The organism is Amycolatopsis arida (assembly GCF_900115565.1).
Lineage (GTDB): Bacteria > Actinomycetota > Actinomycetes > Mycobacteriales > Pseudonocardiaceae > Yuhushiella > Yuhushiella arida.
The window spans coordinates 322017-338014 of the sequence record NZ_FOWW01000006.1; the positions used below are offsets into that span (position 1 = coordinate 322017).

A 15998-nucleotide genomic window follows, 5' to 3' on the forward strand; every position below is an offset into this window, starting at 1 on the left:
GCTGATCAGCCGAGGCGGCGGACTGCCGAGGCAACGATCAGCCCGGACCGCGAGCAGCCGGGGGGCGCGAGCAGCCCGGGCAGCCATCGACCAGGCAGTGATCAGCCCAGGCGGCGGCCCAGGTCGTCGTGGCCGTTCCAGGCGGCGAGGACGCCGTAGGCCAGGGACAGGCCCATCGGCATGGCCAGCAGCACCCAGCCGGACTCCAGTACCGGCGCCAGCGTCAGCACGTCGCCGACGTTGGGCGCCCCGGCGACCGGGTAGCGGTCCTTGGCGAGTGAAGGGCCCAGTTGGGTGCCCACCCAGCCGGCCACCAGCGACCCGGCCACCGCGGCGACCAGCAGCACCGGGCCGCGCCGCTCCCGCAGCAGCCACAACACCACGCCGGCGAGCACACCCGCGCCGAGGCCGAGCAGCAGGAAGATGGCCAGGTCGTCGAAGCGGTGCCAGCTCTCCAACTGCAGCGGGACCGGCTCGCCTTCGGGCATCACCCGCTTCCGCTGGGGCGGTGCCAGGCGCGCCCACAGCCAGCCGAGCGGCATGCCGACCAGGCTGACCATGGAGAGCACGATGATCGCCGGGAGCAGGTCCGCCTTGACGACGACCCGCGGGCGCTCGCGCGGCACCCCGGGCAACGCCCGGCCCGGCTCGGCGGCGACCCGGCGGGACCGGACCGGCGACCCCGTCACAGCGACCTCCCTGCACGCGAACTCCCCGTCCCGCGAGCCTAACCGCTGCTCGATGGCCGCCCCACACCCCCACACACGGCCACTCACCCAAGCGAGTGGCGGTTGACCGGCCCGACGGGCTGGCGAGGTAGCGCCCGGTTGACCGGCATTCCGCCAGGGAACTGGAACCAACGCCGAAGGGCGGCTGCCGAACCGGCCGACGCCGGCGCCGCGACGCGTTAGACTCTGCGGCACAAAGTAAATGAAATTCGCCCCAGAGCCGCCCAAACCCGCAGGTCAAGGAGTGTCTTCCCCGCACACGCGGGGGTGGTCCAGTGCGTGTTTGACGCGGAGACGCATGGACGGATGTCTTCCCCGCACACGCGGGGGTGGTCCCTCCATCTCGCCGCGAGCGCAGTACTTGGTCTCGTCTTCCCCGCACACGCGGGGACGGTCCCACTACAACGCGATGAGCACGTCGGGAGCCGGTCTTCCCCCCGCAGGTGGGGGTGCCGCCTCGGGCACGAGCGTGGCCTCGTCGACGTAGTCTTCCCCGCGCACGTGGGGGATCCGCACGAGGTCTCAGCCGGGGGCGGTGGTTTCGCCGTGGCGGCTGCAGCGGGCTGACCAGCCGGACGGGGTGATCTGGACCACCATGCGGCGGGCGCAGTGGTGGCAGAACCGCGGCGGCTCCAGGGCCGTGCGGGGGTTGCGGCACGCCACGTGCTCGGGTGCCTCCTCCGCGGCGACCGGCTGCCCGCACCGCACGCAGAACCCGGAACCGGTCACAACGTCTCGCTCAGCGCCTTGATCGGCATCTTCAGGTCGGCCAGCATCGCCAGGTCCTGCTCGGCCGGCCGGCCCAGGTTGGTCAGGTAGTTGCCCACGATGATCGCGTTGATCCCGCCCAGCATGCCCTGCTCCGCGCCGAGGTCACCGAGCGTCAGCTCGCGCCCGCCGGCGAACCGCAGCATCGTCCGGGGCAGCGCCAGCCGGAACGCCGCCACGATCCGCAGCGCCTCCTTGCCCTCGATCACCGGGTAGTCCTCGTACGGCGTCCCCTGCTGCGGGATCAGGAAGTTCATCGGTACCTCGTGCGGGTCCAACTCGGCGAGCTGGACGGCGAACTCCGCGCGCTGCGCGTCGCTCTCCCCCATCCCGACGATGCCGCCCGAGCACACCTCCATCCCGGCGTCGCGCACCATCCGCAGCGTCTCCCACCGCTCCTCCCACGTGTGGGTGGTCACCACGTTGGGGAAGTGCGAGCGCGCGGTCTCCAGGTTGTGGTTGTACCGGTGCACCCCCATCTCCACCAGCTCGTCGACCTGGGCCTGCGTCAACATCCCCAGCGAGCACGCGATCTGGATGTCGTTGCCCGACTCCCGGATCGCCCGGATGCCCTCGCGCACCTGGGACAGCAGCCGCGCGTCCGGCCCGCGCACCGCGGCCACGACGCAGAACTCCGTGGCCCCGGTCGCCGCGGTCTCCCGCGCGGCCCGCACCAGCCCCGGGATGTCCAGCCACGCCGAGCGCACCGGGGTCGGGAAACGGCCGGACTGCGAGCAGAAGTGGCAGTCCTCGGGGCAGCCACCGGTCTTCACACTGACGATGCCCTCGACCTCGACCTCCGGCCCGCACCACCGCATCCGCACCTCGTGCGCCAGCCCGAGCAGCTCGGGCAGCCGGTCGAGGTCGAGCCGGAGCACGGCGAGCACCTGCTCCTCGGTCAGCCCCTCGCCGCGCTCGAGCACCCGCTCCCTGGCGACGGCAAGGATGTCGGCCGCCGGCTCCTGCTCGGTGACGTCCTGGTCGGGTGCTGCGGTCACGACTGCTCCTCTTCGAGACGGTTTGACACGACAGGTCACCCGGACGAACAAAATGACCGGGCGGCTGGTCTGCAGCAGTGTGCCTGACGGGTGCCGCCGGCCACAGCGACCCCCGTCACGTCCGGCGCTACCGCTGGGCCGCGGCGCTGCCGGTGAAGCACTCCGGGTCGAACTGCCCGCCGAACCACGGCGACAGCCCGCGCCGCGCCTCCTCGAGGAACTCCTCCCGGCTCGCCCGGCCCAACCCGGCGCGCAGCACGCCGAGCAGCGGGGCACCGGCGGCCACCGGCAGGTCCACGAGGTTGCTGCGCGACGCCAGGTCCGGCTCGGCCGGCCACGACCCGACGATCACACCGGCCACGTTGAGCCCGCGCCGAGTGGCGACCTCGGCGGTGAGCGCCGTCGCGTTGAGCGTGCCCAAACCCGCCTCGGCGACGATCAGCACCAGCGCGCCGAGCGACCAGGCGACGTCGGCCAGCGTGCCGCCGTCCGGGTCGAACCGCACCAGCAACCCGCCGGCACCCTCGACCAGCACCAGGTCGTGCTTCGCGTGCAGCTCAACCGCCGCCTGCGCGGCCTCCACCGGGGTGACCGGGGGAAGCCCGCTGCGCCGCGCGGCCGCCTCGGGCGAGAGCGGGTCCGGGTACCGGCGCAGCTCCCGGGTCGGCAGCTCACCGGCGAGCCGCCGCACCTCGGCCAGGTCGCCGGGCTCGTCCATCGGCACGCCCGTCTGCGCGGGCTTGAGCACGGCGACCCGCCGGCCAGCCTCCCTGGCCAGCACCGCGATGGCCGCCGTGACCACGGTCTTGCCGACCCCGGTACCCGTTCCGGACACCACCAGCACGCTCACGGCAGGCCAGAGTAGTGCCTCACCCCTCCGGCTCGGACACGGCCACCGCTGGCGCGTCCGGGGCGACCCCGGCCGGCCGGAACCCGCCGCGGACCGGGTCGAACAGGTACACCTGGGCGCCACCGATGTCGAAGTACATCCCGGTGAGGTGCAGGTCCCCGCGGGCCTCCGCGCGGGCGACCACCGGGTACTCCCGCAGGTGCTCCAGCTGCTGCAGCACGTTGTGCAGCGCCAGCGCGTCCTCCTCGGCGACCGGCAGCCCGTCACCGAGCAGCACCGGGCCCTCGGCGGCGCGGCGCCGCACCGTCGGCTCGCCGTGCCGCAGCCACCGGCCCAGGTTCGGCAGGTCCACCGGGGTGGCGGTCGCGCCGCCGTGCAGCACCTTCATCGCGCCGCAACTGGAGTGGCCGCAGACAACGACCTCCCGCACGCCGAGAACGCCGACCGCGTACTCGACGGCCGCACCCACCGAGCCGTCGCCGGCGGCGCCCGCGGGCGGCACCAGATTGCCGATGTTGCGCACCGTGAACAGGTCACCCGGCCCGCTGGTGGTGATCAGGTTCGGCACGATCCGCGCGTCACCGCAGGTGATGAACAGGGTGTGCGGCTGCTGCCCGTGCGCGAGCCGGCTCAGCGTGTCCTGCACCAGCGGCGCCGTCCGGCGCTGGAACTCCGACGTGCCCCTGCTGAGCGCGCTGGTGGCCGGCGGCTCGGTGCGCTGCCCCGGCACGGTCAGCCCGGAGTGGTTGGCCTGCCACTCCGACCACGGGGCCAGCCAACGCGGCGCCACCTTCTGCACCGCGTCCTTGCGCACCGTAGGCCGGCCGGACCGGCCGCGGGCCAGCCACGGGTGCCCGACCTCGTCGACGATCACCGCGCCGCCGGAGCGCTCGTGGTTCTGCTGCCACCCGGAGATGCAGTCGAACGCGGCGTGGTCGAGGTAGTCCACCACCAGCTCCAAGGTGACCGTGCTGCCCGCCGGCTGCGCCCCGAGCACCTTGGAGAGCCTGGGGACGGAGAGGAAGGTCAGCGCCCCCTCGACGACCACCCGCCGGTGCTCGCCCTCGCCCTCCGCGTGGATTCCCGACCACATCGTCCGGTGCAGCATCACCGCGAGCGACAGGGCGATGCCGATCAGCACGCCGGTCAGCAGGTCGAGCACCACCACGCCGGTCAGCGTCACCAGGTACACCGACAGGTCGCCGTGCTCGCGCACCTCCCGGATGTGCTGCGGGTTCACCAGCCGGGCGCCGACGTGCACCAGCAACCCGGCCAGCGCCGCCAGCGGGATGCTCTCGATCAGCCCGGCGAGCAGCACGGTGAACACCAGCACCCACACCCCGTGCAGCACACCGGAGGCGCGGGTGCGGGCACCGGCGGCGATGTTGGTGGAGCTGCGGACGATCACGCCGGTGACCGGGAGGCCGCCGACGGCACCCGAGGTCATGTTGGCCAGCCCCTGCCCCACCAGCTCGCGGTTGAGGTTGGCCCGCCGCCCGGTGTGCATCCGGTCGGTGGCCACCGCGCAGAGCAGGCTCTCCACACTGGCGATCAGCGCGATGGTGACCACGGCGACCGCGACGTCCCACCAGCCGCCGTCGGGCAGCCGGGGCGCGAGGGAGATCGCGAGGACGTCGTCGGGCAGGCTCACCCGGTCCAGCGTCATCCCGGTGACCGTGGCGAGGACGGTCACCAGTCCCACCGCCGCCAGCGGCCCCGGCACCTGCCGCACCGCGGCCGGCAGCCTGCCCCACACCAGCAGGATCGCGATGGTCAGCAGGCCGATCACCGCGGCCGCGTCGTGGTGGCCGACGATCTGGCCCGGCAGCTCGAGGACGTTGTCGATCGCCGAGCTCTGCGGGGAGCCACCGAGCACGACGTGCAGCTGGCCGAGGACGATCGTCACGCCGATGCCGGCGAGCATGCCGTGCACGATCGCCGGGGAGATGGCCAGCGCCGCCCTGGCGATCCGGCTCATCCCCAGCAGCACCTGCAGCGCCCCCGCGGCCACGGTGATCGCGCAGGTGACGGCCCAGCCGAAGTGGTTGATCGTCTCGGCCATCACGACGGTGAGCCCGGCGGCGGGGCCGCTGACCTGCAACGGCGCCCCGCCGAGCAGGCCGGCGACGATGCCGCCGACGATCGCGGCGATGAGCCCGGCGACGATCGGCGCACCCGAGGCCAGCGCGATGCCCAGGGACAGCGGCACGGCCACGAGGAACACCACGAGCGAGGCGGGAACATCGTGGCGGAGAACAGTGCGCAGGACGAGCCTCGGTTTGGGATGTTCCTCCCGTCGCGCCTCGGGCACGACCCCTCCCGTCATGGAAAACCTCCCGCTAGTGGATCCGGCACCCGGCGGTTCCGCCGGATGTCGGGCCGGCGGCTGTGACGACCCGTTGCCCACCAGATAACCGAAAAACGCGTGAACTGTCCGCTATGGGCAAACCTTCTCATGTTCTCTTCACACAGAGTTCGTCACGGATTCGGCATCGGACCGTGAGCAAGATCGACAAGGAGTGTGCCACGTCTCACCCGATCCAGAAAGGATCCGGGCAACGCGGTCGCGCAGAGTAGCAAAATTAGCGACTATGCCACGAAGTCTCAGATTCAGTAACCGGACTGAGTGAACTTTGGACCGTCACTCGACAGTCCGGTGGCGCGGACCACGCGAACGCGGTAAAGGCCGGGATCGGTGTCAGCTGACGGTGGCCGCGGCCACCATCGCCGCGGTGATCGCCGCAACGTCGGTGTTACGAGTGACGTACGGCGGCATGCAGTAGATCATGTCGCGGAACGGCCGAAGCCACACGCCGTGCTCGGTGACCACTCGGGTCGCCTTGGCCATGTCCACCTCGTGGTCGAGTTGCACGACGCCGATCGCCCCGAGCACCCGCACGTCGACGACACCGGGCAGCCGGGCGGCAGGGGCGAGCCCCTCGCGCAGCCCGCGCTCGATCCGGCGCACGTCGGCCGCCCAGTCCCCCTCCCGGAGCAGGCCGATCGACGCGTTGGCCACCGCGGCGGCGAGCGGGTTGCCCATGAACGTCGGGCCGTGCGCGAGCACCGGCAGGTCGCCGGCGGAGATGCCGTGGGCCACCTCCGCGGTGCACAGCGCGGCCGCCATGGTCAGGTAGCCGCCGGTGAGCGCCTTGCCGAGGCACAGCACGTCCGGCGTCACCCCGGCGTGCTCGGCGGCGAACAGCGCCCCGGTGCGGCCGAAGCCGGTGGCGATCTCGTCGAACACCAACAGCACGCCGTGGCGCTCGGTGACCTCGCGCAGCACCCGTAGGTAGGCCGGGGAGTGGAAGCGCATCCCGCCGGTGCCCTGCACCACCGGCTCCACGATCACCGCGGCCAGCTCGTCCGCGTGCCGCGCGACCGCCTCCTCGATCTCATCCACATAGGACGGATCTGCGGGCGCGTCGAACCCGGCCGGCGGCGCGGGGACGAACACCTGGTCCGGCAGCACGCCCCGCCACAGCGCGTGCATGCCGCCGTCCGGGTCGCACACGCTCATCGGATGGAAGGTGTCACCGTGGTAGCCGCCACACCACGTGAGCAGCCGGCGCTTGCCAGGGCGCCCCTGCGAACGCCAGTACTGCAGGCACATCTTCACGGCGACCTCGACCGACACCGATCCCGAGTCACACAGGAACACGTGCCGCAGCCCCTCCGGGGTGAGGTCGACGAGGGTCTTCGCCAGGGTGATCGCCGGCTCGTGGGTGAGCCCGCCAAACATGACGTGGCTCATCCGGCCGGCCTGCTCGGCCAGCGCGGCGTCCAGCACGGGGTGCCGGTAGCCGTGGATCGCCGACCACCACGACGACATGCCGTCGACCAGCTCCCGCCCGTCGGCCAGCCGGAGCCGAACGCCCTCGGCCTCGCTCACCAGCAGCGGCGGCACCCTGCCCGGCATCGGGGCGTACGGGTGCCAGACGTGTTCGGCGTCGAGCGCCAGCAGCTCCTCAGGGGTCATGCCGGCACCTTACGGTGCGGCTCCTCGAGAGGCGGCCGCCTCCCCCGGCCGTACCGGCAGGGTCGCCAGCCCGCGCACCAGCGTGCTGTCCCGCCAGCGCAGCGTCTCCGGCTCGGCGGCCAACGCCAGGTCGGGGAACCGGGCGAGCAGCCGGGTGAGCGCGATCTCCGCCTCCAGCCGGGCCAGCGGGGCACCGACGCAGTAGTGGATGCCGTGCCCGAACGCGAGGTGCCCGCCGGGCTGCCGGGTGACGTCCAACCGATCCGGGCCGGGGAAGCGGGTGGTGTCGCGGTTGGCGGACAGCAGCGAGATCATCACGAACTCGCCGGGCGGGATGGTGACCTCGCCGACCGGAACGGGCTCGGTGGTGAACCGCAGCGTGGCGATGTTCACCGGGCTCTCGTAGCGGAGGAACTCCTCCACCGCGTTCGGCATCAACCCCGGGTCGGCGCGCAGCGCGGCGAGCTGCTCGGGGTGGCGCAGCAGGGCGAGCACGGCGTTGCCGATGAGGTTGACCGTGGTCTCGTGCCCGGCGACCAGCAGCAGGAAGGCCATCGAGACCAGCTCGGTCGGGGAGAGCCGGTCGCCCTCGTCGGAGGCGTGCACGAGGTCGGAGAGCAGGTCCTCGGTCGGCTCGGCCCGCTTGGCGGCCACCAGCCCGGCGAGGTACTCACTCATCGCGAGGGAGGCCCACTCCACCGGGTCGGCAGTGGCGCTGGACACCAGGACGTTCGACCACTGCTGGAAGTCGTCGTGCCGGTCGCCGGGCACGCCGAGCAGCTCGCAGATCACGGTGATCGGCAGCGGGAAGGCGAACGACGCCAGCAGGTCGACCGTGTCCCGGCCGGCCATCGCGTCGAGCAGCTCACCGGTGATCTCCTCGATCCGTGGCCGCAGCCGGGCGACGGTGCGCGCGGTGAAGGCCTTGTTGACCAGCCGGCGCAGCCGGGTGTGGTCGGGCGGGTCACTGTTGAGCATGTGCGCGGCCAGCGCCTGGGTGAAGCTCCCCGCGGTGCCCCCGGTGGCGGTGACGTACTTGGTGAAGAGGTCGCCCGCGATGCGGTGGTCCTTGCTCAGCCGCGAATCGGCCAGCAGGGCCCTGGCGTCGGCGTATCGGGTCACCAGCCAGACCGGCACTCCGCGCGCGGTGACCGCCCGGCGCACCGGGTGCTCGACGCGTAGCCGCCGGAGCAGCGGATGCGGGTCCCCGGTGAAGCTCTCGTCGAGTCGAATCTCCTGCTCCCCCAGCCGCACCTGGTTCTCCTCTCGTCGTCTGCTCGTCCAACGGTCGGGCCGGCAAGATCGTGCCCGCCGGTCCCGGAATGTCGGCCGTCGACCGATGCGCCACGATCGGGGGGTGCGCTTTCGCCCGATCAGTCCGGAGCGGCTCGTGGAGGAGCTGGCCGACCGCGTGGCCGGCTCGTCGCCGCCGGACGAGCGGGTGCGAGTGGCCGTCGACGGGCCGCGCGGCGCCGGTGAGCTGGCCGACGCGCTGGTCGACCCGCTCCGGGTGCGCGGGCGGGCCGTGCTGCGGGTCTCGGCGGGCGACTTCCTGCGCGCGGCGTCGCTGCGGTTCGAGCGGGGCCGGACCGACCCGGACGCCCGGCTGGACGGTTGGCTCGACGTCGGGGCGCTGCGCCGGGAGGTGCTGGACCCGCTGCGGCCGGGTGGCAGCGGCGAGGTGCTGCCCGCGCTGTGGGACGCGGCAAGGGACCGCGCGTACCGGCTGCCGCGCACGGTGCTGCCGGCCGGCGGGGTGCTGCTGCTCGACGGCGATCTGCTGCTCGGCCGCGGCCTCGACGTCGACCTGGCCGTGCACCTGCACCTGTCCCCGGCCGGGCTGGAGCGGCGCCTGCCCGAGGAGGAGCGCTGGACGCTGCCCGCGTACCGGCGCTACGCGCGGGAGGTCGACCCGGTGCGTACCGCGGACGTCGTGGTGCGGATGGACCACCCGGACCACCCCGCGGTCCGCGGCCTGGACCGGTGACCCGGAGAGGGTGTGTCCGCGTCCTGCGATCACGTGACCGCGCCGCAGGGCGCGGACACGCGTACACGGACCGCGGACACACGTACACGGACCGCGGACACACGTACACGGACCGCGGACACACGTGCGGGGAGCGCGGACACGTCAGGTGGTGACGGGGGTGGGGGTGGGGTCGGGGTCGAGGAGGGTGGACAGGCGGTTGGCGAGGACGTCCCAGCGCCAGTGCCTGCGCACCCACTCGCGGCCGGCGTGACCCATCCGCCGCGCGCGGGCCGGATCGGCGAGCAGCGGGACGATGGTGTCCACGAGCTGGTCGAGCCGGCGGCCGTCGACGACGTGTCCGGTCACCTCGTCCAGCACGGTCTCGGGGGCGCCGCCGGACCGGCCGGCCACGACCGGCAACCCGGTCGCCGACGCCTCGAGGTAGACGATCCCCAACCCCTCGACGTCGAGCCCCTTCCCGCGGGTGCGCGCCGGCATCGCGAACACGTCACCGGCGGCGTAGTGCGCCGGCAGCTCCGCCCACGGCACCGACCCGGCGAACACCACGTGCTCGGTGACCCCCACCTCGGCCGCGAGCCGCACCAGCCGCTTCCGGTACGGGCCGCCGCCGACCAGCAGCAACGCCGCGTCCGGAACCCGCCGGCGCAGCTCCGGCAGCGCCCGCACGAGCATGTCCTGCCCCTTGCGCGGCACCAGCCGGGACACGCACACCACGGTCGGCCGGTCGCCGAGCCCGTACCGGCGGCGCAGCCGCGCCCTTCCGGCGGGGTCGGGGCGGAACAGCTCGGGGTCCACACCGGACGGCAGGTGCTCCAGCGCGGCCATCGGGCCGAACGCCGACGCGAACCGCGACCGGGTGTACTCGCTGACGTAGGTCACCACGTCGGCCGTGTCGCCGATCCGGCGCAACGCCTGCCGGGCACCGGGCAGCATCGACCACCCGACCTCGTGCCCATGAGTGCACGCCACCACCCGCTGCGCGCCCGCCGCCCGCAACGCCGAGCCGAGCAACGCCAGCGGTGCCGCCGCGCCGAACCACACCGCCCGGCACCCGCGGGCCCGCAGGATCTCCCGAGCCCGCCGCAGCACGTCCGGCGTGGGCAGCATCAGCCCGGTCGGGTGCCGCACCACCTCGAACGGCGCGGCGGCGTCGAACTCCCGGTGTGAGCCGGTGGACGACTCCCACGACGGCGCGTAGACCACCAGGTCGTCGGCGGGCAGCCGGTGGGCCAGCGAGTTCAGGTAGTTCTGGATCCCGCCCGGCCGGGGCGGGAAGTCGTTGGTCACCAGCAGAGTCCGCAGCACACGCCGCAGGCTACCGCCCCACCACCGGCCCGGACGCGGCACCGGCGATGCCACGAAGGCCGCTTCCTTCGTCACCATCCCCACCATCCACGCGGGCACGCGGTACCGAGCTGACGCGCCCCCACCGGTCGCCGGCCGGCGGGGGCGCATCGTGAGGGTCGTGGCGGGCGGGTCAGGCGACGCGGCGGGCGCCGCTGTAGCCACTCTGCACCGAGGAGATCTTCACGACCTCGCCCGGCTGCGGGGCGTGCACCATCTTGCCGCCGCCGAGGTAGATGCCCACGTGGTAGGCCGGCGAGCCGAAGAACACCAGGTCACCCGGCTGGAGCTGCTGCCGGGACACCGGGGTGCCGAAGCCCTGCTGGGATCGGGCGGTACGGGGAAGGGTGATCCCGGCCTGCCGGTACGCCCACAAGGTCAACCCGGAGCAGTCGAACTCGCGCGGACCCTCCTCACCGAGCCGGTAGTTGCTGCCGATCTTGCTCAGCGCGGCGTCCACCGCGGTCTGCGCGGCCGGGCCGGGCGCCTTCACGCTCGGGATCGGCCCGCCGGTGTCCCGCTGTGCGGCCCGGTCGGCACTGCTGAGCAAGCCGTGCGCCCGCTCCAGCCGCCGGATCTGCTCGTCGAGCGCGCTCTTGCGCTGCTCGATGTCCGCGGTGAGCTTGGCCGCCTCGTCCTTCGCGGCCTGCGCGCGGGCCCGCGCGTCGGCCGCCTGCCGCTCGGCCGCGGCGGACTGGTCCACCGCCCCGGCCAGCCGGCGCAACACCTGGTTGCGCTCGGCGGCCAGCATGTCCAGTGCCGCGGAGCGGTCCAGGAAGTCATTGGCCGAACTGCCGGACAGCAGTGCGGACAGCTTGGTGAGCTGCGCGGCCCCGCTGGTGAAGGTCGTCCCGGCCAGCCGGTCGACCTCCGCCCGGAAGACCTCCTCGTCGGCCGCCGCCCGCTCGCCCGCCTGCCGGGCCGCCTCGAGGTCGGCGGTCGCCTTCTCCAACTCGGCCCGCTTCGCCGCCAGGTCCTCCTTGGCGACCAGGTACTCCTCGTTGAGCTTCTCCGCCTGCTCGCCCAACTCCCGGTACTGCGCCAGCGCGTCCGAGGACGACGTGCCCGGCGGGGTCAGGGGAACAGGCTGGGGTGTCGCGGTGGCCGGCACCTGGACCGCGATCGCGATCACCGCGGAGGCCGCCAGCGCACCGGACAGTACTCGTTTCGTCAGCTGCGACCGCACGTCGCGCGGGTCTCCTCTGCTCTCGGCCGCCCGCCGGTCGGCACGACCGGCGCCGCCCCCGCACGGCTGATCGGGCGGCGGTCCCGCGTCGGCCGGCCCCGCTGGCCGGCTCGCCTGCCACGAGACCTCGGTCAGGCTATGGAGGGCACAACCGGCGATCCACTGTGCGTAGGTGAACGGAGACCGAGAAGCGCTGAACGGTAGCCGGATTGGTCCGTCCGGAGTAGTCGAACCGAAGAAGTGATCACGCTACGCGCGAGTAGCTACACGAAACGGGGTGGCACCGCGATCGGTGCCACCCCGTTCGAGGTGGATTCGAGGGCGCTGTCGAACTCGCTCAGGCGACCCGGCGCGCGCCGCTGTACTGCGCCTGCAGCGGCGAGATCTTGACGACGTCGCCCGAGGTGGGCGCGTGCACCATCTTGCCGCCGCCGATGTAGATGCCCACGTGCGAGACCGGCGAGTAGAAGAACACCAGGTCACCCGGCTGGAGCTGGTTGCGGGAGACCGGGGTGCCGTAGGCGGACTGGGCCCGGCTGGACCGCGGGATGCTGATGCCGGCCTGCTTGTAGGCCCACGAGGTCAGCCCCGAGCAGTCGAACGTGCTGGGGCCCTCGGCGCCCCACACGTAGCTGCTGCCCAGCTTGCTGAGCGCGGCGTCCACCGCGGCCTGCGCGGCCGGGCCGGGCGCCTTCACGTTCGGGATCGGTCCGCCGGTGTCCCGCTGCGCGGCGCGGTCGGCGGAGGTGAGCAGCCCGTTGGCCCTGGCCAGCTCGGCGAGCTGGTCGTCGAGCGCCTTCTTCCTGGCCTCGATGTCGGCGGTGAGCTTGGCCGCCTCGTCCTTGGCGGTCTGCGCGCGGGCCTGCGCGTCGGCCGCCTGCCGCTGCGCGTCCGCGGCCTGCGTCACCGCGCCGGAGAGCCGGCTCAGTGCGTTGTTCTTGTCCGCGGCCAGCACCTCCAGTGCCGACGAGCGGTCCAGGAAGTCCTGGGCGGAGTTGCCGGTGAGCAGTGCGGACAGCTTGTTGAGCTGGGCACCGCTGGTGAACGAGGCGTCGGCGAACTTGTCGACCTCGCGACGGAAGTGCTCCTCGTCCTCCTTGGCCGCGGCCAGTGACTGCTGGGCGGCCTCGAGGTCGGCGCTGGCCTTGTCCAGGTCGGCCTGCCGGGCGGACAGGTCGTCCTTCGCCTTGAGGTAGTCCTCGTTGAGCTTCTCGGCCTGCGCGGCCAGCTCACGGTACTTCTGCAGCGCCTCGGAGGTGTTGCTCGGGGGTTGTTGGGGAGCGGGGGCGGGGATGGGGCTCGCGGTGGCCGGTTCGGTGACGGTCACCGCCGCGATCACGGCGGCGGCGGCCAGCGCGCCCGAGACCACACGCTTCACTGGATGCGACTGCACGTCGCGCGTGTCTCCTTCGCTGTCGGCCGCCTACCGGCGTCGCCCTACGGGAAGAGGTCGGGGGCCCTCCTCCCGGCCGACGGGACCGGGCGGTCGAACAGCCGGTCCAGTGGCGAGGCGTCCCGCCGCTCCAGACATGGCGACACCGCGACTGGGTCGATCGCCTGGACGTGCGCAGCGGGCCGGCACAGCTCCCCGACAAGCTGTTTCGGCGGCGATCCCGCGTCGCCGTCTCCTTGCCGTGACGGCCGACTGCCACGAGATCTCGGCCAGGTTACGAAACAGTCGTCTCGGAGTCCACCGGTCGAACGGAGAACGCCTGCCGCGGAACCGCGTTGTCGCAGCGCAGCGGCGGTACATCCAATAGTGTGAGCGAGGCAACACAGAGTTGCGGCGGCGGTGAAAACCTTCACTCGATCGTCGGGTGGTCGGGGGAACACCGCTACTGTCGCGCGTCATCCCGCCCGCGGGACCCGCCGCCGTCGTCCGGCCTGGCGAGCGGGGGCGGGGTCGGCATTCCCGCCGGTGCCGCCGGCGTGATCGGTCGGCACCAGCCGCAGCCGGGGCACCATGCCCGCCTCGACCAGCGCACCGATCGCGCGCCGCTCGTCGTCGTCCCACTCCACCGCCGGCGGCGCGCCCAGCAGCACGCTGACGACGCAGTCGGCGCACGCGTCACCGCGCACCGCGCACCGGTCGCAGTCGATGATCAGGGTGTCGTCCACGTCTTCCTCCTCGAGCTCCCTCGGCCGCGGCGTCACGGCATCCGGTGTCCTCGACTCGCACAGTAGGAACGACCCCCGACAGTTCCGGCTCGGTCACCGAGGATGACGCCGGCGGCCAACACGGCGACGGGAACGGCGAACACGCGGACGCGAACCGCGAACACGGTGACGGGGGCGGCGAACACGCCGGGAGGTCAGCCGATGAACTCCCAGTGCCATGGCTCCTCCCTGCCGCCGCCCTGGCGCGCCCACCCGGGGTGCGTCCAGCCGAACGCCCCGGCGTTGGCGACCAGCCAGCCGTGCTCGGGCGTGCCGAACGACTCCGCGCCGCCGCACAGGTCCACCGCGAGCCCCCATCCGTGGTTGCTGGTGCCGGGCACGGCGGCCAGCGACGGCTTGCGCCGGTACAGGTCCACCTGCGCCGGGAAGGTGCGGTAGGAGTCGGTGACGCACAGCGGCCGGCCGAACGTGGCCGCGAACGCCCGCGACATCTCCTGGAACGTCTGCGCGGCGTCGCACCGCAGCCGGTGCGCCCCCACCCCGATCGGGCACAGCGCGGCGGCCGGGATCAGCCCGTTCGGGTAGCCGCCCCACGCGCCGACGGCCCGCTCGGGCGCGTCCGGCCGGGGCGGCAGCTGCACGCCGCCGCACCGCCAGTGCGGTTCGCCCTCGGCCCGCTCCGGCACCGGTTCGGCGGGTCGGGTGCCCAGCGCGGGCCTGGCGAAGCCGAGCACGGTGTCGCCCGCCGGCAGGTCGGTGACGACCACGCCGGCCAGCCGGGCGTCGGCGGCCAGCATCGTCCGCTCGTCGAGCACGATCCCCACCGACTGCACGCCGTACCGTTCCGGCCCCACGAACACCAGGTCCCCGGGCCGCGCCGCCCCCGCCGGCACCGGCCGGCTCACCGCGAACTGCTCGCCGGCGGGCGCCGGCAGCGGCAGCCCGGCACCGCCGAACACCGACCGCACCAGCCCGTCGCAGGAGTAGGCCACCGGCCCCTCGCCACCGCGGTCCGGCACGAACGGCCGGCCGAGGGCCTCCACCGCCGCGGAGACCGCGGCGATCGTCTCCTTCGGCAGCACCAGCAGCCGCTGCCCGGTCACGCTCCGCTGCGCGACACCTGGTTGCGGGGCGCCGTCCGGGCCGGGCACCGCCGACAGCCCGGCCGGCAGCCGGGCCGGGTCGCGCAGCGCGGCCGCGGGCGGCGGAGTGATCCCGGCGTCGGCGAGCCGGTCGAGGTAGGCGCGCCAGTTGTCCGCCGTGGCGCGGTTGCGCTCCTGCTGGGCCCGCTGCTGGGCGACCACGGCGGCGTCGGCGGCGCCGATCGGTCCGCGCAGCTCGGCGGCGACGGCGTCGGCACGGTTGGTCGCGTCGCCGGTGCGCCGCTCCAGCTCGGCCTTCCGCTCGGTGGCCGACCGCTCGGCGCCGGCCGCGGCCTCCTCGGCGGCGACGGCGTCGCGTTGCCGGCGCAGCGCCGCGCCGAGCCGCTGGTCCTGCTCGGCACGCAGGTGGTGGAGCATCGACGTGCCGTCCAGCAGGTCGCGCGGGTTCCCGGCGGTCAGCAGCACCCGCAGCTCACCGGGCCGGCCGCGGGCGGTGAACACGGCGCGGGAGAATTCGTCCACCGCGCGCTGTTGCTCGGCGACCGCCGCGTCGGCGGCCGCGCGCTCCGCCCGCGCCCGCCGCAGCCGGTCGGCCGCGGCGTTCACCTCGTCCCGCGTCTCCCGGATCCGCCCGGCGAGCTCGCCCAACTCGCGCTGGACCTCGTCGGCCGTGCGCTGCAGCTTCGCCACCTCGGGGTCGGCGAAGGCGGTGCCGGGCCGCGGGTCGGGCACGCCGGCGCCGGGCGCGACCCCGGCCTCCACTCCGGGCTCCGGGGGCCGGTCCTGCGCACCGGCCCCCGGAGAAAGCAGCAACGCGCCGACCAGTACCAGCGTCGTCACCACGGCGAGTCCGCTCCGCATCCGCACCTCCGCCGGGGCCATCGTTGTCCTATGGATAACAACGGCCCCGGCGTCGGTCCGTCACGCCCCGATC

13 protein-coding genes are annotated in these 15998 nt (G+C 73.7%); 1 reads left to right on the forward strand and 12 read right to left on the reverse strand.

Annotation, left to right across the window (positions count from 1 at the left end; genetic code table 11):
* Positions 1 to 101 precede the first annotated feature (101 nt).
* From BM051_RS19080 to BM051_RS19110, 7 genes are all read right to left on the reverse strand, one after another.
* Positions 102 to 689, reverse strand: a complete 588-nt coding sequence (locus BM051_RS19080) for a DUF2567 domain-containing protein (protein ID WP_424923255.1) — start codon at positions 687 to 689, stop codon at positions 102 to 104.
* Positions 690 to 1250: 561 nt separating this feature from the next.
* Positions 1251 to 1457, reverse strand: coding sequence for a biotin synthase auxiliary protein BsaP (bsaP, locus tag BM051_RS19085; RefSeq protein WP_243859290.1), 207 nt, complete (start codon positions 1455 to 1457; stop codon positions 1251 to 1253).
* On the reverse strand, positions 1454 to 2494 hold the full coding sequence (gene bioB / locus BM051_RS19090; protein WP_092531919.1) for a biotin synthase BioB: 1041 nt from the start codon (positions 2492 to 2494) through the stop codon (positions 1454 to 1456). Before bioB ends, bsaP begins: the two co-directional genes overlap by 4 nt.
* 127 nt (positions 2495 to 2621) lie before the next feature.
* On the reverse strand, positions 2622 to 3344 hold the full coding sequence (gene bioD, locus BM051_RS19095) for a dethiobiotin synthase (RefSeq protein WP_092531922.1): 723 nt from the start codon (positions 3342 to 3344) through the stop codon (positions 2622 to 2624).
* A gap of 19 nt (positions 3345 to 3363) precedes the next feature.
* Positions 3364 to 5670, reverse strand: a complete 2307-nt coding sequence (locus BM051_RS19100) for a SulP family inorganic anion transporter (protein WP_092531925.1) — start codon at positions 5668 to 5670, stop codon at positions 3364 to 3366.
* Between the two features lie 372 nt (positions 5671 to 6042).
* Positions 6043 to 7323, reverse strand: a complete 1281-nt coding sequence (locus BM051_RS19105) for an adenosylmethionine--8-amino-7-oxononanoate transaminase (RefSeq protein WP_092531928.1) — start codon at positions 7321 to 7323, stop codon at positions 6043 to 6045.
* A 9-nt stretch (positions 7324 to 7332) separates the two neighbouring features.
* Positions 7333 to 8577 (reverse strand): cytochrome P450 family protein, encoded by a 1245-nt coding sequence (locus BM051_RS19110; RefSeq protein ID WP_092531931.1) that lies wholly within the window; start codon positions 8575 to 8577, stop codon positions 7333 to 7335.
* A gap of 103 nt (positions 8578 to 8680) precedes the next feature.
* On the opposite strand from BM051_RS19110, the gene BM051_RS19115 reads away from it, so the two are divergent.
* The gene (locus BM051_RS19115; RefSeq protein WP_166677607.1) at positions 8681 to 9310 is read left to right on the forward strand and encodes a nucleoside/nucleotide kinase family protein; all 630 of its coding nucleotides are present in this window, start codon (positions 8681 to 8683) and stop codon (positions 9308 to 9310) included.
* Positions 9311 to 9454: 144 nt separating this feature from the next.
* On the opposite strand, the gene BM051_RS19120 is transcribed toward BM051_RS19115, so the two are convergent.
* The 5 genes from BM051_RS19120 to BM051_RS19140 form a co-directional block, all read right to left on the reverse strand.
* On the reverse strand, positions 9455 to 10618 hold the full coding sequence (locus BM051_RS19120; RefSeq protein WP_177216966.1) for a glycosyltransferase family 4 protein: 1164 nt from the start codon (positions 10616 to 10618) through the stop codon (positions 9455 to 9457).
* A 172-nt stretch (positions 10619 to 10790) separates the two neighbouring features.
* Positions 10791 to 11843 (reverse strand): C40 family peptidase, encoded by a 1053-nt coding sequence (locus BM051_RS19125; protein WP_092531940.1) that lies wholly within the window; start codon positions 11841 to 11843, stop codon positions 10791 to 10793.
* 337 nt (positions 11844 to 12180) lie between these two features.
* Entirely contained in the window at positions 12181 to 13236 is a 1056-nt protein-coding gene (locus tag BM051_RS19130; protein WP_092531942.1) for a C40 family peptidase, read from the reverse strand.
* 455 nt (positions 13237 to 13691) lie between these two features.
* Positions 13692 to 13997, reverse strand: coding sequence for a hypothetical protein (locus BM051_RS19135; protein WP_424923254.1), 306 nt, complete (start codon positions 13995 to 13997; stop codon positions 13692 to 13694).
* Between the two features lie 158 nt (positions 13998 to 14155).
* The gene (locus tag BM051_RS19140; protein ID WP_092532205.1) at positions 14156 to 15925 is read right to left on the reverse strand and encodes a D-alanyl-D-alanine carboxypeptidase family protein; all 1770 of its coding nucleotides are present in this window, start codon (positions 15923 to 15925) and stop codon (positions 14156 to 14158) included.
* Between the last annotated feature and the right edge of the window lie 73 nt (positions 15926 to 15998).